The organism is Wenxinia saemankumensis (genome assembly GCF_900141735.1).
In the GTDB taxonomy this organism is placed as follows: Bacteria; Pseudomonadota; Alphaproteobacteria; order Rhodobacterales; family Rhodobacteraceae; genus Wenxinia; species Wenxinia saemankumensis.
Genome location: NZ_FQYO01000004.1, coordinates 358,546 through 382,684, shown reverse-complemented (window position 1 = coordinate 382,684; position 24,139 = coordinate 358,546). Strand labels below are relative to the sequence as shown.

Genomic DNA, 24,139 nt, shown 5'->3' with positions numbered 1-24,139 from the left:
AAATCAGTACCTTGTCGTCGGATACCATCTTTGCGGAGGCTACGGCGCAGGGGCGGGCCGGGGTCTCTATCGTCCGGATCTCGGGTCCAAAGGCCCGGGAGGCGGGGGAAGGTCTGGCCGGCGCGCTGCCCGAGCACGGACGCGCGCTGCGGCGGCTGGTGGACGCGTCGGGCGCGCTGATCGACGAGGCGCTGGTCCTGACCTTTGCCGGGGGGCGAAGCTTCACCGGGGAGCCGGTGGTGGAGCTCCAGTGCCACGGCAGCCTCGCCGTGGTTCGCGCCCTGCTCGACCGGCTTGCCGCGATGCCCGGGCTGCGCCTGGCCGAGCCGGGGGAGTTCACCCGGCGGGCCCTCGTGGCGGGCCGGTTGGACCTCGTCCAGGTCGAGGCGCTGGCGGACCTGATCGACGCCGAGACCGAGATCCAGCGGCGGCAGGCGATGGAGGTCATGTCGGGGCAGCTCGGCCGCGCGGTGGAAACGTGGCGGGGTCTGGCGGTTCGGGCCATGGCTCTGGTCGAGGCCACGCTCGATTTCTCGGAGGACGAGATCCCGGACGGGTTGATGGACGAGGTCGGGGCGATGATCGCCGATCTCTCCTCGCGAATCGAATCGGCGCATCGGAACGGGCAGGGGGCGGAACGGGTGCGGCGGGGATTCGAGGTCGCGATCGTGGGGCCGCCGAATGCCGGAAAGTCGACCTTGCTCAACCGCCTCGCCGGACGTCAGGCGGCCCTCACCTCCGAAATTGCCGGTACGACGAGAGACGTGATCGAGGTCAGGCTGGACCTGGGCGGCTTGCCGGTGACCGTGCTCGATACCGCGGGGTTGCGAGAGGACGCCGACGGGGTCGAAGCGGCCGGCATCGATTTCGGTCGGCAGAGGGCGGCGGCCGCCGACATTCGCGTGTATCTCGGTGACGCGGAAGATGCCGGTCCGGATGACCTCGTCCTGGTACCGAAGGACGACGATGGGTTGGCAGGCGGTATTTCGGGCCGAACCGGGGCCGGCGTCGATTCCCTGATCGGGCAGGTCGTGGACAGGCTTCGGACGCGTGTCCCGACGGGAGCCTACGCCATTCGGGATCGGCATCGTCTTGCGATGGAAGCAGCGATGGGCTACCTCGCAGGGGCCGAGGACGGCATACTTGCGGGCGCCTCGCCCGAGCTGATCGCGGAGGATCTGCGGCTGGCGATCAGGGCGCTCTCGTCCATTCTCGGCCATGTCGACGTCGAGGATCTGCTCGGTGACATCTTCGCTTCGTTCTGTATCGGGAAATAGGACGTTTCACGTGAAACATTTCGATGTCGTCGTCGTCGGTGGCGGTCACGCCGGAACCGAAGCAGCCGCAGTCGCGGTTCGCGGTGGCGCCCGGACGGCGCTCGTGACCATGCGGCGCGACACGATCGGGGCGATGAGCTGCAATCCAGCCATCGGGGGCGTGGGGAAGGGGCACCTCGTTCGCGAAGTCGACGCGCTCGACGGGATCATGGGGCGTGCTGCGGATGCGTCCGGTATTCAATACCGGCTCCTGAACGCGAGCAAGGGCCCGGCGGTCCACGGTCCACGGACGCAGTCCGACCGCGCGCTCTACGCCCGTTTCGTTCAATTCACGTTGGCGGGGCTACCCGATCTCGACATCGTCGAGGGCGAGGTCGTTGACGTGATCCTCGACGGCCAGCGGGTCCTCGGGATCCGCCTCGGCGACGGATCGGAAATCCGGTCGGAGGCGGTGATCCTGACGACCGGCACCTTCCTCGGCGGAGTCATCTACAGGGGCGAAGAGCGCGAGGTTGCCGGACGTGTCGGGGAGCGTCCGTCGAACCTGCTCGCGCGGCGCCTCTACGAGATGAAGCTGCCGATGGGGCGGCTCAAGACCGGAACGCCGCCCCGCCTCGACGGCCGAACGATCGCCTGGTCCCGGCTGGAGCAACAGCCGGCGGATGGCAATCCCGCCTACCTGTCGTTCCTGACGCATGGCGTTGGCTGCCGGCAGATCTCCTGCGGCATCACGAGGACCAATCCCCGAACGCATGACATCATCCGCGCAAACCTGGATCGTTCCGCGATCTACGGTGGGGCAATCCAGAGCAACGGACCCCGCTACTGTCCGTCGATCGAGGACAAGGTCGTCCGCTTCGCGGACAAGGACAGCCATCAGGTCTTCCTCGAGCCGGAAGGTCTGACCACGAACGTCGTTTATCCGAACGGGATCTCGACCTCGCTGCCGACCGACGTCCAGCTGGACTACGTGCGGAGCATGGAGGGGCTCGAGAAGGCCGAGATCCTGACCCCCGGCTACGCGATCGAATACGATTACGTCGATCCCAGATCGCTCGACACTTCGCTGCACCTTCGGGCTCTGCCGGGCCTGTTCCTCGCCGGGCAGATCAACGGCACGACGGGGTACGAGGAAGCGGCGGCCCAAGGTCTGGTCGCCGGCCTGGGGGCGCTTTGCCGTATCGGCCTCTCCGACGGCATTCCCTTCGACCGGTCGAATTCCTTCATCGGAGTGATGGTCGACGACCTGACCACGCGGGGGGTGACGGAACCCTACCGGATGTTTACCTCGCGTGCCGAGTTCCGGCTGAGCCTTCGTCCGGACAATGCCGACCGGCGTCTCACCCGGCACGGGATCGAGGCGGGCATCGTCGGGAAGGAACGCCAGGACCTCTTCGAAGCGAAGCAAGAGATGATCGCGTCCTTGGTCGATGGATTTGCCGGCGACCGTATCACGACTGCGGAACTCGAGGCTTCCGGGGCCAAGGCGCGGGAGGGGCGGAGCATCTTCGAGGCGCTCCGGCTGTCCGACTTCGACGAGAAGGCGTTGATCGCGTTGCGGCCGGATCTGGCTCGACTTCCGCCTGACGTTCTTCAAACGATCCGCGCCGACCGGCTCTATGCGACCCATGCGGAACGACAGGCGGCAGAAGCCGTCCGCCTGAAGGAGGAGGAGGCGACGGCCCTCTCGGCGGATCTTTCCTATGAGAGACTTCCCTCACTTTCGAACGAACTCGCGCGGAAGCTGTCCGCGGTGCGACCACGCACGCTGGGTGAAGCCTCCAGGATAGAGGGGATGACGCCCGCAGGTCTCGCCGTTCTTCTGGCAGCCAGCAGGACGAAGTCGGTCGAGCGTGTCTGAGGTCATGGGCGTTTCACGTGAAACATGGCAGGATATCGGCCGGTACGAGGCGCTGCTCCGTACCTGGAACAGCAGGATCCAGTTGGTATCTCCGTCCTCGTTGACGGAGTGGCAGACGCGGCACGTCGAGGACGCGCTTCAACTCGTCGACATTGCGCCGAGACCGCGCCGATGGGTTGACCTGGGTAGCGGCGGAGGATTGCCCGGAATCGTGGTTGCAATCGCGTTCCGGGGCAGTCTCACGCGGATCACGATGATCGAAAGCGACCAGAGGAAGGCGACGTTCCTGCGAACAGTCTGCCGCACACTGGACCTCGATGCGGACGTCCTCGCGGAACGGATCGAGACCGCGCCTCCGCAGGCGGCCGACATCGTCAGCGCCCGGGCACTTGCGCCCCTCCCGCGGCTCCTTCCGCTGGTGCGCCGGCATCTCGCCCCGGGCGGAACCGCGATCCTCCCGAAGGGGGCCTCTTACCGGCAGGAGCTGGAGGAGAGCGACCTTACGGGGTTCGACCACGAGATCCTGCCGAGCCGGACATCGCCCGACGGTGTCGTCCTCTGCCTGCACGCCGTTTCACGAGAGGGGTGACTACGATGGGTCCGCGCATCATCTCGATCGTCAACCAGAAGGGTGGCGTCGGCAAGACGACCACCGCGACGAATCTCTCCGCCGCCCTAGCCGCGACCGGCAAGAGCGTGCTGCTGGTCGACCTCGATCCCCAAGGCAACGCTTCGACGGGGCTGGGGATCGATGGCGCGCGGCGGTCTCTCACGACATACGATCTGATCGCGGGCGAGCATGAGGTTTCCGAGGTCGCCATCGAGACGCGGTATTCCGGCCTGTCCATCGTCCCGGCGACCACCGATCTCAGTTCGGCCGATCTCGATTTCGCCGGCGCACAGAACCGGGTTTCGCTCCTCAAGCGACGTCTGCAGAGCACCCCGCTCGACTACGACTACATATTGATCGATTGCCCGCCCAGTCTCAATATATTGACGATCAATGCGATGGTTGCGTCGGACTCGGTGCTGATCCCCCTCCAGGCGGAGTTCTTCGCGCTGGAAGGCCTGTCGCAGCTCATGCTGACGATCCGGCAGATCCGGTCGACCGCGAACGCGTCGCTCGGGATCGAGGGCGTCGTCCTGACGATGTACGATCGCCGCAACAACCTGTCCCAGCAGGTCGAGGCCGATGCCCGGGACAATCTCGGCGATCTGGTGTTCCGCACGCTGATCCCCCGGAACGTCCGCCTGAGCGAGGCGCCGTCCTTCGCCATGTCCATCCTCGATTACGACCCCGCCTCGGCCGGGGCCCGTGCCTATGTCGCGCTGGCCGAGGAACTGATCGCCCGTCATTCCGTCCCGCAGGAGGCCTCCCATGTCGCAGCCCGGTAACCGCCCGCGGGGCCTCGGCCGCGGCCTCTCCGCCCTGATGTCGGACGTCGCCCCCGTACAGGGGGATGAATCGGGCGCGGCGCGGCGGCCCGACACCCGTCTGCCGATCGAATCGATCGAGCCGAATCCCGACCAGCCGCGCCGCAGGTTCGACGAAGGTCACCTGCGCGAGCTCGCCGATTCGATCCGCGAGAAGGGGGTGATCCAGCCGATCATCGTCCGCGCCGCGCCGGGGCAGGAGGGGCGCTACCAGATCGTAGCCGGGGAACGGCGCTGGCGCGCCGCGCAGATGGCGCAGCTGCACGACATGCCGGTCCTGGTGCGCGACTATACCGACACCGAGGTGCTCGAGGTCGCGATCATCGAGAACATCCAGCGGGCCGATCTCAACCCGGTGGACGAGGCGGCGGGCTACCGGCAGCTGATGGACAGGTTCGGCCACACGCAGGAGCAACTGGCCCAGGCGCTCGGCAAGTCGCGCAGCCATATCGCCAACCTGATGCGCCTGCTCGGCCTGCCGGAAGAGGTGCGCTCGATGCTCTCCGCCGGCACGCTCACCGCAGGCCATGCCCGCGCGCTGATCGGCCATCCCGAAGCGGTCGAGCTCGCTCGCCGCGTCGTCGGCGCCGGTCTGTCGGTGCGCGAGACCGAGGCGCTGGCCCGAAAGGCGCCCGCCGCCAGCCGTCCGCGCCCCAGCCGGGCCAGCCGCGAGAAGGATGCGGATACCCGCCAGATCGAGGGCGATCTCGCCGCGACGCTCGGCATGGGGGTGAGCATCGACCAGGACCCGGGGGAAGAGAGCGGTTGCCTCACCCTGCGCTACAAGTCCCTGGCCCAGCTCGACGACCTGCTGCGGGTCCTGTCGGGCGGATAGGGGCCGCGCCCCTCAGGGCAGAAGGCGACGCAGGATCTCGTTCAGAAGGGGGCGCCCGGCATCGGTCGCCCGCAGGCGGCCCCCCTGGCGGGTGACCATTCCCAGGCCCTCCAGCTCGGCGACACGGCCCGCGAATCCGGGATCGGCCCCGCCGAGGCGGGTCTCGGCGATCCCCTCGCGGATCCGCAGCCCCATCAGCAGGGCCTCGCCGAAGATCTCCTCCCCGTCCAGCGCGACCTGCGCGGAATATCCCGACCCGGCCCGTTCCACGGCACCGATCCAGGCGCCGGGCGCCATGTGGGACTCCGTGGCGTGGCGGATCCCGTCCAGCGTCAGACGGCCATGCGCGCCCGGACCGATCCCGGCATAGTCGCCGCCGGTCCAGTAGACCCGGTTGTGCCGGCTCTCCTGCCCGGGCCGCGCATGGTTCGACACCTCGTAGGCGGGCAGGCCGGCCGCGTCCGTCATCTCCTGGGTCGTGTCCCACAGGTCGGCGGCCAGGTCCTCGCCCGGCAGGCCGTGCAGGCCCCCGGCGGCGAAGCGCGCGCCGAAGGCGGTGCCCGGCTCGATCGTCAGCTGGTAGAGCGACAGGTGATCGGGTCCCAGCGCCAGCGCCCGGGCCAGCTCGGCCTCCCAGGCGGCGAGCGACTGGTCCTGGCGGGCATAGATCAGGTCGAAGGACACGCGGTCGAAGATCGCGCGCCCCGTCTCGATCGCCGCCAGCGCCTCGGCCGCATCGTGCCGCCGTCCCAGCGCGCGCAGGTCTCGGTCATCGAGCGCCTGCACCCCGATCGAGACCCGGTCCACGCCCGCCTCCCGGTAGCCCCGGAACCGGCCCGCCTCGATCGAGGTCGGGTTCGCCTCCAACGTGATCTCGATGTCGTTGGCAAAGGACCAGGCCACCCGCGCGGCCGACAGGATCCGCTCGACGGTCCGGGGCTCCATCAGGCTCGGCGTGCCGCCCCCGAAATAGATCGACGAAAGCCGCCGCGGCCCGGTCTCGTCCCGCACCCGGGCGATCTCGGTCTCGAAGGCGGCGGCCCAGCGATCCTGATCGACAGCGGCGACGACATGCGAGTTGAAGTCGCAATAGGGACATTTTGCCTGGCAGAAGGGCCAGTGCAGATAGAGCGCAAAGCCCCCGTCCCGCCCCCCGTCTCCTGCCAAACCGCCGGTCGCTTCAGCCAAGGCAGGCGGCCTCGAAGGCGGCGAAGGCCCGCCCGCGATGCGACAGGCGGTTCTTCTGCCACCTGTCCATCTCGCCGAAGGTCTCGTCGAAGCCCTCGGGCTGGAAGACGGGGTCGTAGCCGTGTCCCTGCGCGCCGCGCGGGGGCCAGACGATCTGCCCCGGCATCGCGCCCTCGAAGACGGCGTCCTCCCCGTCCGGCCAGGCCAGGACCAGCGTGCAGCGGAACCGGCCGGTGAACGGGGCGGGGCGCCCCGTGGCGCCGATCTCGCGCCAGGCCCGCTCCATCGCCATCGCGAAGTCCCGGCCCGACCCGGTCTCGGCCCAGTCCGCGGTCCGCACTCCCGGTCGGCCGTCCAGCACGTCGATCTCCAGTCCCGAATCGTCGGCCAGGGCGGGCAGGCCGGTCGCCTTCGCCGCCGCATGGGCCTTGATCCGGGCATTGCCGACGAAGGTCTCTTCCGTCTCCTCGGGTTCCGGCAGGCCGTGATCGGCGTTCGACGTCGCCTCGATCCCGTAGGGACGGAGGAGATCGGCGATCTCCTCCAGCTTGCCGGCATTGTGGGTCGCGACGACGATCCGCGCGCCCCGCTCCAGCCGCCTCACCGCCCGGTCGCCGCGAGTTGCGCGGCGGACAGCGCCGCGCTGCCGGTCACGGCGAGATCCAGCAGCGCGTCCATCTCGCCCCGGCTGAAGGTCGCGCCCTCGGCCGACATCTGCACCTCGATCAGCCGGTCCCCGGCCATCACGAAATTGCCGTCGACGCCGGCCTCGCTGTCCTCGGGATAGTCGAGATCCAGCACCGGCTGCCCGGCATAGATCCCGCAGCTCACCGCCGAGACGGGAATCTCCAGCGGATCGACCGTGACCGCGCCCGCCTTCATCAGCTTGTCCACCGCCAGGCGCAGGGCCACCCAGCCCCCGGTGATCGAGGCGCAGCGCGTGCCCCCGTCGGCCTGGATCACGTCGCAATCGACGGTGATCTGCCGCTCGCCCAGCGCGACCCTGTCGACGCCCGCCCGCAGCGATCGGCCGATAAGGCGCTGGATTTCAACGGTTCTTCCGCCCTGCTTGCCGGCGGCCGCCTCGCGCCGCATCCGCGTCGTGGTCGCGCGCGGCAGCATCCCGTATTCCGCCGTCACCCAGCCGAGGCCGGAATTGCGCAGGAAGGGCGGCACCTTCTCGTCCACCGTGGCGGTGCAGATGACATGCGTGTCGCCGACCCGGATCAGGCAGGATCCCTCGGCATGCCGCGTGATCCCCGTCTCGATCGACACGGCGCGCATCTCGTCCGTCTTGCGTCCCGATGGCCGCATGGTGCTTCTCCTCGTGATCCCGGGTCCTGTCAGCGCCGCGCCATACGCCGCGGACCCCGCGAATCCAAGGGGCCGCCCGTTGACGCCCGCCCCCGCGGGGCGCTAACTCGGCCCGCCCCGAAAGCCGCCGTGCCCCCGCCGATGCCCGACCGCATTCCCGATCTCGACAGCCTGAACGACCGCTCGCGCGAGGTGTTCCGCCGCGTGGTCGAGGGCTATCTCGCGACCGGCGCCCCGGTCGGCTCGCGCACCCTGACCCGCGCCCTGTCGGAAAGTGTCTCGGCCGCGACGATCCGCAACGTCATGCAGGATCTCGAGCTGATGGGGCTGCTCGGCTCGCCCCATGTCAGCGCCGGCCGCGTACCCACGCAGGCGGGACTCCGGCTCTTCGTCGACGGGCTGCTCGAGGTGTCGGATCTCGACGGGACGGACCGCGCGATGCTGGACGACACGGTCGGCCCCGGCGGCGGCGATATCGGCGGGCTGCTCGACCGGGTGGGGCAGGCGCTCTCGGGCGTCACGCGCGGCGCGTCCCTCGTCCTCGCGCCCAAGCACGAGGCCCCGATCCGCCATATCGAGTTCGTCTCGCTGGGCCCCGACCGCGCCCTGGTGGTGCTGGTCTTCGCCGACGGGCATGTCGAGAACCGCGTCTTCGTTCCGCCCCCGGGCCAGACTCCCTCCTCGCTGCGAGAGGCGGCCAACTTCCTCTCCGCCATCGCCGAGGGTCAGACCCTGTCCGAGCTCGCCGATGTCGTGAAGCGCGAGATTGCGACGCGCCGGCAGGAGCTCGACAGCCTCGCCGCCGAGATGGTCGAGCAGGGGATCGTCACCTGGGTCAATCGCGGCACGAGCAACGAGCGGCTGATCGTGCGCGGCCGCGGCAACCTTCTCGGCGGGGACGAGACCGATCTCGACCGCATCCGCAGCCTGTTCGACGACCTCGAGCGCAAGCGCGACATCGCCGATTTCCTCGAGCTGACCGAGGGCGGCGAGGGGGTGCGGATCTTCATCGGATCCGAGAACAAGCTCTTCTCGCTTTCGGGTTCATCTCTGGTGGTTTCTCCCTATATGAACGCCGACCGGAGAATCGTGGGCGCGGTCGGCGTGATCGGCCCCACGCGGCTGAATTACGGGCGCATCGTGCCCATCGTGGATTACACCGCGCAGCTGGTCGGGCGGCTCATCGCCGACCGCAGCGGCGGTCTGGACTGAACGGGAAAGAGAGCAGCAATGGCACAGGACCGCGACGAACCGCAGAGCCTCGACGACCTCGCCGCCGAGGCCGACGCGATGGAGGCCGAGACCGAGGCCGCCGCGGCAGAGGGCGTGGAGGCCGAGCTCGAGGCCCTCCGGGCCGAGCGCGACGAGCTGAAGGACCGCTTCGTCCGCGCGCTGGCCGAGGCCGAGAACGTCCGCAAGCGGGCGGAACGTGACCGCAAGGAGGCCGAGAACTACGGCGGCTCCAAGCTCGCCCGCGACCTGCTTCCCGTGCATGACGCCCTCGCCCGCGCCCTCGAGGCCGTGCCGGAGGAGAAGCGCAGCGAGACGGCCGGCCTGATCGAGGGAGTCGAGCTGACGATGCGCGAGCTGCTCAACGTCTTCAAGAAGCACGGAATCGAGCCGATCTCGCCCGCGGTCGGCGAGCGTTTCGATCCCAAGGTCCATCAGGCCATGTTCGAGGCGCCGGTGCCCGAGACCAAGGCCGGCGACATCATTCAGGTGATGGCGCAGGGCTTCCTGCTGCACGACCGCCTCCTGCGCCCGGCGCAGGTCGGCGTCTCCTCGACGCCGGCGGCCTGACGGGATCCGGCGGTCCTGCCCCCGGGCGGGACCGCCATGCCCGCCGGGCCGCGGCCCGGCCGGGCCGATCCCCTCCGGCCCGGGCCGCCGCTCAGTCGGGGCGGCCCAGCAATCCCTTCAGCTCGTAGAGCCGCTCCAGCGCCTCGCGCGGGGACATCGCGTCGGGCTCCAGCTCCCGCAGGCGGGCCTCCACCTCCGACGCGCGCACCGGGGCGGCCGGCGGGGGCGGCGGCGCGGCGGCGAAGAGCGGCAGGTCGTCGATCAGCGTCTCGCGCTTTCCGCCGCCCTCGCGCTCGCCCTTCTCCAGCGCGTCGAGCACGACCCGCGCGCGCTCCACGACCGAGGGCGGCAGCCCCGCCAGCCGCGCGACCTGCACCCCGTAGGACCGGTCCGCGGTGCCGTCCCGCACCTCGTGCAGGAACACCACCTCGCCGTCCCATTCTTTGACCGTCACGGTCGCGTTGGCGACGCCGTCCAGCCGGTCGGCCAGCCGCGCCAGCTCGTGGTAATGGGTGGCGAAGATCGCGCGGCATCGGTTGACCGCGTTCAGATGCTCCAGCGTCGCCCAGGCGATGGACAGGCCGTCATAGGTCGCCGTGCCCCGTCCGATCTCGTCGAGGATGACCAGCGCCCGGTCGTCCGCCTGGTTCAGGATGGCCGCCGTCTCGACCATCTCGACCATGAAGGTCGACCGCCCCCGCGCGAGGTCGTCGGACGCGCCGACCCTGCTGAAGACCTGGCTGACCAGCCCGATCCGCGCGGTCCGGGCCGGCACCCAGGCCCCCATCTGCGCGAGGATCGCGATCAGCGCGTTCTGCCGCAGAAAGGTCGACTTGCCGGCCATGTTCGGCCCTGTCAGCAGGCGGATCGGGGTCTCGCCCAGCCGGCAATCGTTGGCGACGAAAGGTTCGCCCGACCGGCGCAGCGCCGCCTCGACGACCGGGTGGCGTCCACCCTCGATCTCGAAGGCGCGTCCGCCCTCGATTCCGGGGCGGCACCAGTCGCCCTCCACCGCCAGATCGGCGAGACCGGCGGCGAGGTCGATCTCGGCCAGCGCCCGGGCCAGCCGCCCGAGCGGTCCGGCCGCTTCCAGCACCGCCGCGCGCAGCCGGTCGAAGACCGACCGTTCCAGCTCCAGCGCCCGGGCCCCCGCATTGAGGATCCGGGTCTCCAGCTCGGACAGGTCGACGGTCGTGAACCGCACCGCGTTGGCGGTGGTCTGCCGGTGGATGAAGGTCTCGCTCAGCGGCGGGGCCATCATCCGGCCGGCATGGGTGGCCGTCGTCTCGATGAAATAGCCGAGCACGTTGTTGTGCCGGATCTTCAAGCTCTGCACGCCGGCGATCCCGGCATACTCGGCCTGCATCCCGGCGATGACCGAGCGTCCCTCGTCGCGCAGCCGCCGCGCCTCGTCGAGATCGGGATCGAAGCCGGCGGCGACGAAGCCGCCGTCCCGCGCCAGGAGGGGCGGCTCGGCCACGAGGGCGGAGTCCAGCAGCTCCGACAGTCCCTCCGGCGCGGCAAGGTCCCGCTTGGCCTCGGCCAGGATCGCGGGCAGACCCTCCGGCAGTCGCGCCGCGACCCGCCCGGCCACCTCGAGCGTGGCGCGCACCGCGCCGAGATCGCGCGGGCCCCCCCGCTCCAGCGCCAGGCGCGACAGCGCCCGGTCTAGATCCGCCGCGCCGCGCAGGATGTCGCGCAGGTCGCGGCGCAGCGCCGCGTCCTCCACCAGCGCCGTGACCCCGTCCTGCCGACCGGTCACCACGCCCGCATCGCAGGACGGGGAGGAGAGCCGCCGCTCCAGCAGGCGCGCCCCGGCGGCCGTGACGCTCCGGTCTATGGCAGCCAGCAGCGATCCCGCCCGGCCGCCCTCGCTGCCCTGCACCAGTTCCAGCGACCGGCGCGTCGCGCCGTCGATCTGCATCGTCCCGCCCGGTCGTTCCTGCACCGGCGGGCGCAGCAGCGGCAGCCGGCCGCGCTGCGTCAGCTCCAGATACTCGACCAGCGCCGCCATCGCCCCGATCTCGGCCCGCCCGAACGTGCCGAACCCGTCGAGCGAGCCGATTCCGAAGACCTTGCACAGCCGCGCCGCCCCGCCCGTGCTGTCGAAGGCGCCACGGGGCAGGGGGGTCACCGCCGCGCCCTGGTCCTCCGCCACGCCGGCGAAATCGCGCTCCGTCTCCTCCGCCAGCAGAAGCTCGCGCGGGGACAGGCGCGCCAGTTCCGGGCCCAGTCGGGCCGGGGCGCAGGCCATGACGGCGAGGGCCCCGGTCGAGATGTCGACCCAGGCCAGCGCCCCCTCCTCGCGTACCGCGCAGAAGGCGGCGAGGAAGTTGTGCCGCCGCGCGTCGAGCAGGCTTTCCTCGGTCAGCGTGCCGGGCGTGACCAGCCGCACCACGTCGCGCGCCACCACGGATTTCGAGCCGCGCTTCTTCGCCTCGGCCGGGTCCTCCATCTGCTCGGCGATGGCGACGCGAAATCCCTTGCGGATCAGGCCCAGCAGGTAGCCCTCGGCGGCGTGGACCGGCACGCCGCACATCGGGATGTCCTGCCCCAGATGCTTGCCCCGCTTGGTCAGCGCGATGTCCAGCGCCTCGGCCGCCGCGACCGCGTCGTCGAAGAACATCTCGTAGAAATCGCCCATCCGGTAGAACAGCAGCGCGTCCGGATGCCCCGACTTGATGTCGAGATACTGCGCCATCATCGGCGTGACGGTCTCGCTCATGCGCTGTCCCCGGCCTTCGAAACGGCGGCCACCCTAGTGGCCGGCCCGGACAGGGGAAAGGCGCCTCCCCGTCGCGGGGATCGAAAATGCCCTCGGCGCCGTGCTCGGGCCCGGGCCCGGCCTAGGCGCCCCCGGGAATGGCGTCCCGCAGCATCGCCTCCGCCTCGTCCCGCTCGCCCCGGCCGACGATGGCGAAGGGGCGCTCGATCATCTCGTTGTAGGTGGCGAAGAAGTGCTCGATGTCCCAGGCGAAGCCGTGCCGCATGTCCGACAGCGTCTCCACCCCCGAGAAGACGCGGCTCATCTTCGCCACCGCGACGATGCGGTCGTTGCGCGTCATCTGGCCGTCCTCGTCGTTCTCCATCTTCAGCACGCCGATCACCCGCGCCTCGATCAGGGCCCCGGCAGGGACGGGGCCGGCGGTCACCAGCAGGATGTCGAGGGGGTCGCCGTCGGGCGCCTTCGTGTTCGGCACGAAGCCGAACGAGAAGGGGAAGCTCACCCCTTCCGGCAGCTCCACCGTGATCCGGACCAGCCCGTGATCGTCGACGTCGTATTTGTGGCGCGATCCCTTCGGCGTCTCGACGAAGACATGGACCGACCCGTCCTCCGTCAGCGGGGCGACATGGGTGAGGGCCTCGTGGAACATCGCGTCCTCCCGTCCGGCATCGCGTCCCCACCTAGCGCGTTCCCGCCCCGCGGGGAGGCAAGCGACTGGCGCCCGCCCGCGGGGCCGGGCACAAAGACCTGACGGCGCACCGGAGGAGACCCGCCATGGCCAAGGCCCGCATGACCCGCGAGGACGCGCTCGCGTTCCACATGAACCCGACCCCGGGCAAGTGGGAGGTGAACGCGACGGTGCCGATGGCCACGCAGCGGGACCTCAGCCTCGCCTATTCCCCCGGCGTCGCGATCCCCTGCGAGGAGATCGCGGCCAATCCCGGCCTCGCCTACGACTACACGAACAAGGGCAACCTCGTTGCCGTGATCTCGAACGGGACGGCGGTGCTCGGCCTCGGCAATCTGGGGGCGCTGGGATCGAAGCCGGTGATGGAGGGCAAGTCGGTGCTGTTCAAGCGCTTCGCCGACGTGAACTCGATCGACATCGAGCTCGACACCGAGGATCCCGACGCCTTCATCCAGGCGGTCCGGCTGATGGGTCCGACCTTCGGCGGCATCAACCTCGAGGACATCAAGGCGCCCGAATGCTTCATCATCGAGCAGACCCTGAAGGAGCAGCTCGACATCCCCGTCTTCCACGACGATCAGCATGGAACGGCGGTGATCTGCGCCGCGGGCCTGATCAACGCGCTGCACCTGTCGAACAAGAGGATCGAGGACGTGCGCATCGTCCTCAACGGCGCGGGGGCGGCGGGGATCGCCTGCCTCGAGCTGCTGAAGTCGATGGGCGCCCGGCACGACAACTGCATCATGTGCGACACCAAGGGCGTGATCTGGCAGGGCCGGACCGAGGGGATGAACCAGTGGAAGTCGGCCCATGCCGCCGCCACCGACGCCCGCACGCTGCAGGACGCGATGAAGGGGGCCGACGTGTTCCTCGGCGTCTCGGCCAAGGGCGCCGTGACGGCGGAGATGGTGGCGAGCATGGCCGACAACCCGGTCATCTTCGCCATGGCCAATCCCGATCCCGAGATCACGCCGGAAGAGGCGCATGCCGTCCGCGTCGACGCGATCGTCGCGACGGGACGCAGTGACTATCCCAACCAGGTGAACAACGTCCTCGGCTTTCCCTACCTGTTCCGGGGCGCGCTCGACATCCATGCCCGCGCGATCAACGACGAGATGAAGATCGCCTGCGCCGAGGCGCTGGCCGCGCTGGCGCGCGAGGACGTGCCCGACGAAGTGGCCGTCGCCTACGGGCGCAAGCTCACCTTCGGGCGGGACTACATCATCCCCACCCCCTTCGATCCGCGCCTGATCCACCGCATCCCGCCCGCCGTCGCCCGGGCGGGGATGGAGACGGGGGCCGCCCGCCGGCCCATCGTCGACATGGAGGCCTACGAGGCGCAGCTGCGCGCCCGGATGGACCCGACGGCGAGCATCCTGCGGGGCATCCATGCCCGGGCCCGCGCGGCGCAGGCGACGATGATCTTCGCCGAGGGGGACGATCCCCGCGTCCTGCGCGCCGCCGTCAGCTACCAGCGCGGCGGCTACGGCCGGGCGCTGGTCGTCGGGCGCGAGGGCGACGTGAAGGCCAAGCTCGAGGCCGAGGGGCTGGCCGACGCGGTGCGCGAGCTTCGGGTGGTGAACGCAGCCAACACCCAGCATCTCGAGACCTACAAGGATTTCCTCTACGAGCGCCTGCAGCGCAAGGGGATGGACCAGCAGGACGTGCATCGCCTCGCCTCGCGCGACCGGCACGTCTTCGCGGCGCTGATGCTGGCCCACGGGCACGGGGACGGGATGGTGACGGGGGCGACGCGCAAGTCGGCCCATGCGCTGGAACTGATCAACCACGTCTTCGACGCGGGACCGCATGACGGGGCCGTCGGCGTCTCGGTCGTCATGCATCGCGGGCGGATCGTTCTGGTCGCGGACACGCTGGTCCACGAATGGCCCGACGAGGAGGATCTGGCCGACATCGCCGAGCGCGGCGCGATCGTCGCCCGGCACCTGGGCCTGACGCCCCGCGTCGCCTTCCTGTCCTTCTCGACCTTCGGCTACCCGGTTTCCGAGCGCGCGACCAAGATGCATGCCGCCGCCGGTGTGCTGGACGGGCGGGGCGTCGATTTCGAGTACGAGGGCGAGATGACGGTCGACGTCGCGCTCAATCCCCGCGCGCGCGAGAACTACCCGTTCTCGCGCCTGACCGGGCCGGCCAACGTGCTGGTCGTGCCGGCGCGGCACTCCGCCTCGATCAGCGTGAAGCTGATGCAGGAGATGGCGGGCGCGACGGTGATCGGGCCGATCCTGACCGGCATCGACAAGCCCATCCAGATCTGCTCGACCGTCTCGACCGCGTCGGACATCCTGAACATGGCCGTCATGGCCGCCTGCGAGGTGAACTGATGGCCGTGGTCAATCTCGGCTCGATCAATGCGGACATGGTCTATTCCGTCCCGCATATCCCGGCCCCGGGCGAGACGCTTGCCGCGACCGGATTCAGGTCCTATCTCGGCGGAAAGGGCGCGAACATGTCGGTCGCCATCGCCCGCGCGGGCGGCCGGGTCCGGCATGTCGGCGCGGTCGGGGCGGACGGGGACTGGGCGGTCAGGCGGCTCGAGAAGGCAGGCGTGGAATGTCTTCACGTCGCGCAGGCGGACGAGGCGACGGGCACCGCGCTGATCTTCGTCGACCCGCAGGGCGAAAACGCCATCGTCATCCATCCCGGGGCGAACGCCGCCGTCCCCGCCCAGGCGCTTCAGGATGCGATCGAGGGGGCCGCGCCGGGCGACTGGTTCCTGACGCAGAACGAGACGAACCTGCAGGACGAGGGGATGCGGATCGCCCGGGACCAGGGCCTGCGGCTGGCCTATGCCGCGGCCCCCTTCGACGCCGCTAGGGTCACCGCGCTGCTGCCGCTCGGCCTGTCGCTGCTGGTACTGAACGCGGTCGAGGCCGATCAGCTGCGGCGTGCGACGGGGCAGGACCTGGCGGATCTGCCGGTGACGGACGTGATCGTGACGCTGGGTGCGAAAGGTTGCGACTGGATCCGGGGCGGGCAGGTCCGACGGTTCGATGCGATCCCGGTCACGCCGGTCGACACGACGGGCGCAGGGGACACCTTCTCCGGATACCTCGTCGCGGGCCTCGATTCCGGCCTCGGGATGGAGGCGGCGATCCGCCGCGCGCAGGCGGCGGGCGCGCTGATGGTCACGCGGCACGGCACATCGGACGTGATCCCCACCTCCGAGGAAACCGACGATTTCGCCCGGAACAGAGCCTAGGTGAGGGCGCCGGGTGCCGCGGCCCGACCGGCGGGGCCGGCCGGGGCCCCCTAGATGAAGGGCGCGTCCGGCCCCCAAAGCGCCTCGATCCGCTGGTCGCGGCCGCACCGGTCGCGGTAGCGCTCGTAGGCGACGGATTTCGGCACGGCCAGACCGACCGTGCTGAAGGCGAGCCGCTCGTCCGACTTGTAGTAGTCCTGGTGGTAATCCTCGGCGACGTAGAACTGCTCCAGCGGCAGGATCGGGGTCACGATCTCCTGACCCAGTTCCTCGGCCGCCTGCGCCTTGGCGGCTTCGGCCGCCTGCCGCTCGGCCTCGGTCTCGTAGAAGATCGCGGTGCGGTACTGATCGCCCCGGTCGCAGAACTGCCCGCCCGCATCGACGGGATCGACCGACCGGAAGAACAGGTGCAGCAACTGGTCGACGCTCACGACGCTCGCGTCGTACTCGATCCGCGCGACCTCGTAATGCCCGGTCCCACCGGACGAGACCTGCTCGTAGGTCGGGTTCGCGACCTCGCCCCCGGCATAGCCCGAGACGACCTCGCTCACGCCCTGCACCTTCTCGAAATCGGCCTCGACGCACCAGAAGCATCCGCCGGCGACGACGAGCTCCTCTGCCTTGGCGGCGGAGCCGAGGGCGGCGAGGGCGATGGCTGCGGCAAGCGTGCGGGTCATGGCGTGTCTCCTGTCGGGTCGCGGGATCAACCTTGTCACCCGCAGCCACGTTCCGGACAGGTTGCAGTTGCCCCGGTCACGGTCTCTTTACCCCGCGCGGGGCCGCCCCTAGCGTCGCCCCCGCGAAGGAGAGAGCCCATGACCGACGATCACGCCGCCACGCACGAGGCCGAGGAGGATGCCCGCAACGCCGAACTCCTGATCTGGGTGGACGGCCGGTTGACCCCCCGGGCCGAGGCGAAGGTCAGCGTCTACGACAGCGGTTTCATGCTGGGCGACGGCGTATGGGAGGGGATGCGGCTCTATGACGGGCGCTGGGCCTTCCTGGACGACCACATGGACCGGCTCTTCGAGGCGGCCAAGGCGATCGACCTCGACATAGGGCGGGACCGGGGCGCCGTGATCGCCGCGCTGGAGGAGACGCGCGAGGCCAACGGGATGACGACCGACGCCCATGCGCGGCTGATGGTGACGCGCGGGGTGAAGCGCCTGCCCTTCCAGCATCCGCGCCTGTCGGTTCAGGGGCCGACCATGGTCATCATCATGGAACATTCGAAACCGAGGATCCCCCGCCCCATCCGCCTTGCCACCGTGCCCCACCTGCGGGGACTGCCGATGACTCAGGACCCCAAGCTGAACTCGCATTCCAAGCTGAACTGCATCCTCGCCTGCATCGCGGCCGAGAAGGCGGGCGCGGACGAGGCGCTGATGCTGGACGTGCATGGCTTCGTGAACACGACGAATGCCTGCAACTTCTTCATCGTGCGCAAGGGCGAGGTTTGGACCTCGACCGGGGATTACTGCATGAACGGCATCACCCGGGCGAAGGTGATCGAGGTGTGCCGCGCGAACGGCATCCCGGTCTTCGAGCGGAACTTCAGCCTCGTCGACACCTATGGCGCGGACGAGGCCTTCCTGACCGGCACCTTCGGCGCGCAGACCCCGGTGGGCGAGATCGACGGCCGCGTGATCGGGACCGGGCAGCTCGGCCCGGTGACAGAGCGGATCCGGGGGCTCTACAAGGCGCTGGTCGCGGCATGAGGCTCGCCGTCTGGTCGGGGCCGCGCAACCTGTCGACGGCGATGATGTACGCCTTTGCGGGTCGCGCCGACTTCGCCGCCTGGGACGAGCCGTTCTACGCCCCGTTCCTCGCCGCGACGGGCCGGGACGATCCGATGCGGGACGCGATCCTCGCGGCGGAGGAGACCGATCCGGGAAAGGTCGCCGAAAGATGCGCCGGGCCGATCCCGGGCGGCAGACCGCATTTCTACATGAAGCACATGCCGCTCCACATGGTGGACGGCTTTCCGATGGGCTGGGCGCGGGACTGCGTCCATGTCCACCTGCTGCGGCATCCGGCCCGGGTCATCGCCAGCTACGGGGTGAAGCGCGAGGGCGCCACGGCCCACGACATCGGCTTCGAGAGCCAGGCCGGGCTCTACGACCGGATCGGCGGGGTGGTGATCGACAGCGCGGATATCCGGAACGATCCCGAGGGGATGCTGCGCGCGCTCTGCGCCGCCGTGGGGCTGGACTTCGACCCCGCCATGCTGTCCTGGCCCGCCGGCCCCCGCCCCTATGACGGGGCCTGGGCGCCGCACTGGTACGACGCGATCCATCGCTCGACCGGGTTCGCGGGGCCCGAAGGGCGGTTGCCGGTCCTCGACGGCGCGCAGGCGGCCCTGCTGGAGGGCGCGCTGCCGCATTACGAAAGGCTCGCGGCAAAGAGAATCCGCTCCTGATGCAACTCCTGCGGGGACTGCCCCGTGACTATGCGTGACGGTCCCGAAGACGGGGACCGAGACCGACAGGAGTAGACAATGACCTTCAAGACCTTTGCCCTCGCTGCCGCCACCACCGGCCTCGCCTCCGCGGCGATCGCCCAATCGGACATGACCCCGATGGTCACCGCCGCCGACCAGTCCGTCGAGAACGGCGTCGTCAGCGCCGACAGCATCATGGCGCCGCAGAACGGCTGGATGGTCGTGCATCGCACCGATGCCGAGATGGCCCCCGGCCCGGTCGTGGGCTACGCCCCGCTGCGCGAGGGCGAGAACCTCGACGTCGCCGCGATCCTGCAGGAGGACGTAGCCGCGGGCGACATGCTGATGCTGATGGTCCACGGCGAGGACGGCGGCACGCAGACCGGTGTGTTCGAATACACGCTCGGCGCGACCGAGGACGGCCCGATCCGCGTCGACGACGCGCTGGTCATGACCGTCATCACCGCGCAGTAACGCCGCACCCTGTCTCCGGCGGGCCCCTCTCGCCGGATCGACGGAAGGGGCCGGACCCGCTGTCATGGGTCCGGCCCTTTTTCCGTGCCGTTCGGGCCGGGCGGTCAGCCGCGCCCGATATAAGGCATCTTGCTCGCCATCACCGTCATGAACTGCACGTTCGCGTCCAGCGGAAGCTCGCACATGTGCAGGACCGACCGGGCGACGACCCCGACATCCATCACCGGCTCGGCCGCGATGCTGCCATCCGCCTGCGGCACGCCCTTCTGCATCTGGGCGGCCATCGGGGTGAGCGCGTTGCCGATGTCGATCTGACCGCAGGCGATATCGAAGGGCCGCCCGTCCAGCGACAGCGACCGCGTGAGGCCGGTGATCGCGTGTTTCGAGGCGGTATAGGGGGCCGAGCCCCAGCGCGGCACATGCGCCGAGACCGAGCCGTTGTTGACGATCCGACCGCCCTGCGGATCCTGCGCGCGCATCGCGCCGAAGGCGGCGCGCGCGGCGAGGAAGGCGCCGAAGACGTTGATCTGCAGCAGACGGTGGATCTCGCCCGGGTCCAGCTCGTCGATCGGGGCGCCGGGCAGGCCGATTCCGGCATTGTTGAACAACGCGTCGAGCCGCCCCCAGGCGCCCACCGCCTGCGCGACGGCCGCGTCGATCGCGCCCGTTTCGGTCACGTCGCAGGGCAGGACCAGCGCGCCGGCACGGCCGGCGGCCGTCTCCTCCAGCGGGTCCGGCCGGCGACCGACCAGACCCACATTCCAGCCGGCGTCGAGGAAGGCATGCGCCGTGGCCCGCCCGACGCCGCTTCCGGCGCCGGTCACGATGATGGTCTTCGTCATGGCGGGCCCTTCAGTGATTGTCGCGCGGCAGGTGCTTCACCACGCGCTGATAGGCCGTCGCCAGCTCGATGCAGCCGCCCTGGGCCAGTTGCCCGACGGTGGAGCGGTAGATCTCCTGCCAGGGGGTCTGGTGCACGATCTCGGGCGGGGTCCACTCGGACCTGCGCCGGGCCCACTCGTCCTCGGGCACCAGCGCGTTCATCGTGCCCTCGTTGAGGTCGAGCCGCACCATGTCGCCGGTCCGCAGATAGGCGAGGCCCCCGCCGACCACGGATTCGGGGCTGGCGTTCAGGATCGACGGGCTTTCCGACGTGCCGGACTGACGCCCGTCGCCGACCGTCGGCAGGTGGTTGATCCCCGCCTTCAGCAGCGCGTCCGGCGGCTGCATGTTCACCACCTCGGCGCTGCCCGGATAGCCGACGCAGCCGACCCCGCGGATGAAGAGGATCGAGTTCTCGTCGATGCCGAGCGAGGCATCGTTGATCCGGTCGTGGTAATCCTCCGGCCCCTCGAAGACGATGGCCCGCGCCTCGTGCACGCCCTCGTGCCCCGGATGCGACAGGAAGCGGCGGCGGAAATCCTCGGAGATGACGGAGGTCTTCATCAGCGCGCTGTCGAAGAGGTTGCCGTGCAGCACGATGAAGCCCGCATGCTCGCGCAGCGGCCGGTCGTAGGGGCGGATCACGTCGTGATCGACGCTCTCCTTGCCCTTCAGGTTCTCGCCCATCGTCTTGCCGGTGGCGGTCATCGCCCCCTCGCGGATGCGGCCGGCCTTCGCCAGCTCGGCCATGACGGCGGGCACGCCGCCCGCGCGGTGGAAGCTTTCGCCCAGATAGGTGCCCGCCGGTTGCATGTTGACGAGGAGCGGCTCTCCATGGCCGATTTCCTGCCAGTCCTTTACGTCCAGCTCGACCCCCGCATGCCGGGCGATGGCCTGCAGATGCGGCGGGGCATTGGTCGATCCGCCGATGGCGGTATTGGTGACGATGGCGTTCTCGAAGGCCTCGCGCGTGAGGATGTCGGAGGGTTTGAGATTCTCGAACACCATCTCCACCGCGCGCTTGCCGGTCTGGTAGGCCATTTCCATCCGCTCGCGAAACGGGGCGGGGATGGCGGAGCTGCCGGTCAGCGTCATGCCCAGCGCCTCGGCCATCGCGTTCATCGTGCTGGCGGTGCCCATCGTGTTGCAATGCCCCAGCGACGGGGCAGAGGCGCAGACCCGCTGCATGAACTCCTCGTAGTCGATCACCCCCTCGGCCAGCAGGCGCCGCGATTCCCAGACGATCGTACCCGATCCCGCGCGCTTGCCCTTCCACCAGCCGTCCAGCATCGGACCGCCGTTCAGGGCGATGGCCGGGATGTCGACCGTGGCCGCGCCCATCAGCTGCGCCGGCGTGGTCTTGTCGCAGCCGGTCGTCAGCACGACGCCGTCCAGCGGGTAGCCGTGCAGCACCTCGACGAGGGACAGATAGGCGAGGTTGCGGTCCAGCGCGGCGGTCGGGCGCTTGCCCGTCTCCTGGATCGGGTGGACCGGGAATTCCATCGGGATGCCGCCGCCGTCGCGGATGCCGGCCTTGATCCGGTCCATCAGGAAGACGTGGATCTTGTTGCAGGGCGAGATGTCGCTGCCGGTATTCGCGATGCCGATGATCGGCCGCTCGGATTGCAGCTCCTCCCGGGTGAAGGCCTGGTTCTGGTACCGCTCGAGATAGAGCGCGGTCATGTTCGCGTTGTTCGGATTGTCGAACCATTCCTGCGAGCGGAAACGCTTGTTGGCGCGGGTATTGCTCATGTCGTCCTCCCTGTCGGGGCGACGTGGCGGCCCCGGACCCGTTGCCGGCACAATCGGATTTGGTATACCAAAATGCAAGAGCCGGGCAGGCCCGATCGGGCCGCCGCCCCGGCGAAAGGGGGGACGACATGCTGCCGCAGAACGGAACGCTGGTGGGCCGGATCTGGCGCCCGGGCCATGGACCCGCCCTCGTCACGATCCGGGGCGAAGAGGTGGTCGACATCACCGGCCGCGAGGCGCCGACACTCTCGGCCCTGCTCGACCGCGAGGATCCGGCCGGTTTCGTCGCGGGCGCGGAAGGGGAGGGGGTCTGCACCCTGCCCGAGCTCTGCGCCGCCTCGACCGAAACCGCCGGGCCCGACGATCTGCGCTGGCTCGCCCCCGCCGACCTGCAGGCGATCAAGGCGAGCGGCGTGACCTTCGCCGCCTCGATGGTCGAGCGGGTGATCGAGGAGCAGGCCGCCGGCGATCCGGCCCGGGCGCAGGCGATCCGCGAGAAGGTGGGAGAGGTGGTCGGCGCCTCGCTGCGCGGCCTCGTCCCCGGCTCGGACAAGGCGCAAGAGGTGAAGCGCGTCCTCACCGAGGCGCGCCTCTGGTCGCAATATCTCGAGGTGGGGATCGGCCCCGATGCCGAGATCTTCACCAAGTGCCCGCCGATGGCGGCGGTGGGCTGGGGCGCGGCCGTCGGCCTGCACCCGGTCAGCCGATGGAACAACCCCGAGCCGGAGGTCGTGCTCGCCGTGTCGTCCCGCGGCGACATCGTGGGGGCCACGCTGGGCAACGACGTGAACCTGCGCGATGTCGAGGGACGCTCGGCCCTGCTGCTGGGCAAGGCGAAGGACAACAACGCCTCCGCCTCGCTCGGCCCGGTGATCCGGCTGTTCGACGAGGGCTATTCCCTGGACGATCTCCGCCGCGCCGAGGTGCGCCTGCGGGTGGAGGGGGAGGACGGCTTCGTCATGGACGGATCCTCCTCGATGGCCGAGATCAGTCGAGACCCGGCCGATCTCGTGGCGCAGACCATCGGCCGGCACCACCAGTATCCCGACGGGCTGATGCTCTATTGCGGGACGATGTTCGCCCCGGTGCAGGACCGGGGCGCCGCGGGCCAGGGCTTCACCCACCACCCGGGCGACGTGGTCACGATCTCGGAGCCGGGGCTCGGCGCGCTGACCAACACCGTGCGGCTGTCGACCGAGGCGCCGGAATGGACCTTCGGGACCGGCGCGCTGATGCGCAACCTCGCCGGGCGGGGCCTGATATGACGGATGTGGTCATCATCGGCGGCGGCGGCGTCGTCGGGCAGAAGCTGGCCCGGGCGCTGGTCGCGCGCGGCTCTCTCAAGGGCGCGCCGGTCGGCCGGATCACCCTCGCCGACATCGTGCAGCCTGCCCCGGTCGAGGGAACGGAAGGCGTGGTCTGCGACATCACGGATCCCGGCTCGGTCGCCGCCGCGATCCCGGATGGGACCGACGTGATCTACCACCTCGCCGCCGTGGTCAGCGCCCATGCCGAGGCCGAGTTCGACGAGGGCTGGGCGATCAATCTCGGCGGCACGCGCAACGTGCTGGACCGGGCGCGGGCGCTGGGCACCGCGCCGGTGCTCGTCTTCACCTCCTCCATCGCGGTCTATGGCGGCGCGGCGGCGGACCCGCTGGGCGATCACAGCTATCCGAACCCCCAGACCTCCTACGGGGCGCAGAAGGCGATCGGCGAGATCATGGTCAACGACTGGTCCCGCAAGGGCTTCGTCGATGGCCGTGCCGTGCGGCTGCCGACGATCAGCGTCCGGCCGGGCCGGCCCAACCGCGCCGCCTCGGGCTTCATGTCCTCGATCCTGCGCGAGCCGCTGAACGGGCAGGTAGCGGTCTGCCCGGTGGGGCGCGACTACCTGCATTACTACCTCTCCCCCCGCAAATGCGTGGAGAACCTGATCCGTGTGGCCGAGATCCCGGCCGAGACGCTGGGGGTGAACCGCGTCCTTCAGATGCCGGGGCGACGCTGGTCGATCGGGGATCTCGTGGACGCGCTGGAGGCCGTCGCGGGACCCGAGGCCGTCCGGCTGATCCGGTGGGAGGACGATCCGGACCTGCGCCGCATCCTCGACGGCTGGCGCCACGACATCCATGCGGACCGCGCCGAGGCGCTGGGGCTGGAGGCCGATGCCAGCTTCGAGGAGAACGTGCGATACTACATCGAGGACGACCGTCCCGCCCCCTGAGCCGCCGGGCGGGTTGCACTCCGCCCCC

At 70.0% G+C, this 24,139-nt stretch carries 22 protein-coding genes; 14 read left to right on the top strand and 8 right to left on the bottom strand.

What is annotated here, in order from left to right; translation table 11 throughout:
• The first annotated feature begins 11 nt into the window (after positions 1-11).
• The 5 genes from mnmE to BUE30_RS12850 are packed head-to-tail and all read left to right on the top strand — an operon-like array spanning position 12 to position 5,407.
• Positions 12-1,277, top strand: a complete 1,266-nt coding sequence (gene mnmE, locus BUE30_RS12870; RefSeq protein ID WP_073331328.1) for a tRNA uridine-5-carboxymethylaminomethyl(34) synthesis GTPase MnmE — start codon at positions 12-14, stop codon at positions 1,275-1,277.
• Positions 1,278-1,287: 10 nt separating this feature from the next.
• Positions 1,288-3,138, top strand: a complete 1,851-nt coding sequence (gene mnmG, locus BUE30_RS12865) for a tRNA uridine-5-carboxymethylaminomethyl(34) synthesis enzyme MnmG (RefSeq protein ID WP_073331324.1) — start codon at positions 1,288-1,290, stop codon at positions 3,136-3,138.
• Positions 3,131-3,727, top strand: a complete 597-nt coding sequence (gene rsmG, locus BUE30_RS12860; RefSeq protein ID WP_244526360.1) for a 16S rRNA (guanine(527)-N(7))-methyltransferase RsmG — start codon at positions 3,131-3,133, stop codon at positions 3,725-3,727. The genes mnmG and rsmG overlap by 8 nt, the downstream gene beginning before the upstream one ends.
• Before the next feature lie 5 nt (positions 3,728-3,732).
• Entirely contained in the window at positions 3,733-4,533 is an 801-nt protein-coding gene (locus BUE30_RS12855) for a ParA family protein (protein WP_073331321.1), read from the top strand.
• Positions 4,517-5,407 (top strand): ParB/RepB/Spo0J family partition protein, encoded by an 891-nt coding sequence (locus BUE30_RS12850; RefSeq protein ID WP_073331318.1) that lies wholly within the window; start codon positions 4,517-4,519, stop codon positions 5,405-5,407. The genes BUE30_RS12855 and BUE30_RS12850 overlap by 17 nt, the downstream gene beginning before the upstream one ends.
• A gap of 12 nt (positions 5,408-5,419) precedes the next feature.
• Here the strand turns inward: BUE30_RS12850 and hemW are convergent, their stop codons facing one another.
• The 3 genes from hemW to rph are packed head-to-tail and all read right to left on the bottom strand — an operon-like array spanning position 5,420 to position 7,909.
• The gene (hemW, locus tag BUE30_RS12845) at positions 5,420-6,595 is read right to left on the bottom strand and encodes a radical SAM family heme chaperone HemW (RefSeq protein ID WP_244526359.1); all 1,176 of its coding nucleotides are present in this window, start codon (positions 6,593-6,595) and stop codon (positions 5,420-5,422) included.
• Complete coding sequence (locus tag BUE30_RS17945; RefSeq protein ID WP_073331311.1) at positions 6,588-7,199, bottom strand: non-canonical purine NTP pyrophosphatase; 612 nt, start codon at positions 7,197-7,199, stop codon at positions 6,588-6,590. Before BUE30_RS17945 ends, hemW begins: the two co-directional genes overlap by 8 nt.
• Positions 7,196-7,909, bottom strand: a complete 714-nt coding sequence (gene rph / locus BUE30_RS12835) for a ribonuclease PH (RefSeq protein WP_073331308.1) — start codon at positions 7,907-7,909, stop codon at positions 7,196-7,198. The genes BUE30_RS17945 and rph overlap by 4 nt, the downstream gene beginning before the upstream one ends.
• Positions 7,910-8,050: 141 nt before the next feature.
• Here rph and hrcA point away from each other — a divergent pair, with 141 nt between their 5' ends.
• Both hrcA and BUE30_RS12825 read left to right on the top strand, forming a co-directional pair.
• Complete coding sequence (hrcA, locus tag BUE30_RS12830; protein WP_073331305.1) at positions 8,051-9,121, top strand: heat-inducible transcriptional repressor HrcA; 1,071 nt, start codon at positions 8,051-8,053, stop codon at positions 9,119-9,121.
• Positions 9,122-9,139: 18 nt separating this feature from the next.
• Positions 9,140-9,709 (top strand): nucleotide exchange factor GrpE, encoded by a 570-nt coding sequence (locus BUE30_RS12825; protein WP_073331301.1) that lies wholly within the window; start codon positions 9,140-9,142, stop codon positions 9,707-9,709.
• Positions 9,710-9,800: 91 nt separating this feature from the next.
• Here BUE30_RS12825 and mutS read toward each other — a convergent pair whose 3' ends face one another.
• Together mutS and BUE30_RS12815 are read right to left on the bottom strand one after the other, a co-directional pair.
• Positions 9,801-12,434, bottom strand: a complete 2,634-nt coding sequence (mutS, locus tag BUE30_RS12820; RefSeq protein WP_073331298.1) for a DNA mismatch repair protein MutS — start codon at positions 12,432-12,434, stop codon at positions 9,801-9,803.
• A gap of 121 nt (positions 12,435-12,555) precedes the next feature.
• The gene (locus BUE30_RS12815) at positions 12,556-13,083 is read right to left on the bottom strand and encodes an inorganic diphosphatase (protein WP_073331295.1); all 528 of its coding nucleotides are present in this window, start codon (positions 13,081-13,083) and stop codon (positions 12,556-12,558) included.
• A 125-nt stretch (positions 13,084-13,208) separates the two neighbouring features.
• On the opposite strand from BUE30_RS12815, the gene BUE30_RS12810 reads away from it, so the two are divergent.
• Both BUE30_RS12810 and BUE30_RS12805 read left to right on the top strand, forming a co-directional pair.
• Complete coding sequence (locus BUE30_RS12810; protein ID WP_073331292.1) at positions 13,209-15,464, top strand: NADP-dependent malic enzyme; 2,256 nt, start codon at positions 13,209-13,211, stop codon at positions 15,462-15,464.
• Positions 15,464-16,342, top strand: a complete 879-nt coding sequence (locus tag BUE30_RS12805) for a ribokinase (RefSeq protein ID WP_073331289.1) — start codon at positions 15,464-15,466, stop codon at positions 16,340-16,342. The genes BUE30_RS12810 and BUE30_RS12805 overlap by 1 nt, the downstream gene beginning before the upstream one ends.
• Positions 16,343-16,392: 50 nt before the next feature.
• Here BUE30_RS12805 and msrA read toward each other — a convergent pair whose 3' ends face one another.
• Entirely contained in the window at positions 16,393-17,019 is a 627-nt protein-coding gene (gene msrA / locus BUE30_RS12800) for a peptide-methionine (S)-S-oxide reductase MsrA (RefSeq protein WP_073331286.1), read from the bottom strand.
• 138 nt (positions 17,020-17,157) lie between these two features.
• On the opposite strand from msrA, the gene BUE30_RS12795 reads away from it, so the two are divergent.
• The 3 genes from BUE30_RS12795 (at position 17,158) to BUE30_RS12785 (ending at position 19,256) form a co-directional block, all read left to right on the top strand.
• On the top strand, positions 17,158-18,060 hold the full coding sequence (locus BUE30_RS12795; protein WP_073331283.1) for a D-amino acid aminotransferase: 903 nt from the start codon (positions 17,158-17,160) through the stop codon (positions 18,058-18,060).
• A complete protein-coding gene (locus BUE30_RS12790; protein WP_073331280.1) occupies positions 18,057-18,761 on the top strand; it encodes a sulfotransferase-like domain-containing protein in 705 nt (234 codons plus the stop codon). The genes BUE30_RS12795 and BUE30_RS12790 overlap by 4 nt, the downstream gene beginning before the upstream one ends.
• 78 nt (positions 18,762-18,839) lie before the next feature.
• Positions 18,840-19,256 carry a DUF7282 domain-containing protein gene (locus BUE30_RS12785; RefSeq protein ID WP_170865644.1) on the top strand — a complete coding sequence of 139 codons (417 nt, stop codon included), beginning with the start codon at positions 18,840-18,842 and terminating at the stop codon, positions 19,254-19,256.
• Between the two features lie 104 nt (positions 19,257-19,360).
• Here the strand turns inward: BUE30_RS12785 and BUE30_RS12780 are convergent, their stop codons facing one another.
• Positions 19,361-20,098 (bottom strand): SDR family oxidoreductase, encoded by a 738-nt coding sequence (locus BUE30_RS12780; RefSeq protein WP_073331277.1) that lies wholly within the window; start codon positions 20,096-20,098, stop codon positions 19,361-19,363.
• 10 nt (positions 20,099-20,108) lie between these two features.
• Entirely contained in the window at positions 20,109-21,890 is a 1,782-nt protein-coding gene (locus BUE30_RS12775; protein ID WP_073331274.1) for an IlvD/Edd family dehydratase, read from the bottom strand.
• A gap of 128 nt (positions 21,891-22,018) precedes the next feature.
• On the opposite strand from BUE30_RS12775, the gene BUE30_RS12770 reads away from it, so the two are divergent.
• Both BUE30_RS12770 and denD read left to right on the top strand, forming a co-directional pair.
• Positions 22,019-23,155: a fumarylacetoacetate hydrolase family protein gene (locus BUE30_RS12770; RefSeq protein ID WP_073331271.1), complete on the top strand. Its 1,137-nt coding sequence runs from the start codon at positions 22,019-22,021 to the stop codon at positions 23,153-23,155.
• A complete protein-coding gene (gene denD, locus BUE30_RS12765; protein WP_073331268.1) occupies positions 23,152-24,111 on the top strand; it encodes a D-erythronate dehydrogenase in 960 nt (319 codons plus the stop codon). The genes BUE30_RS12770 and denD overlap by 4 nt, the downstream gene beginning before the upstream one ends.
• Positions 24,112-24,139: the final 28 nt, after the last annotated feature.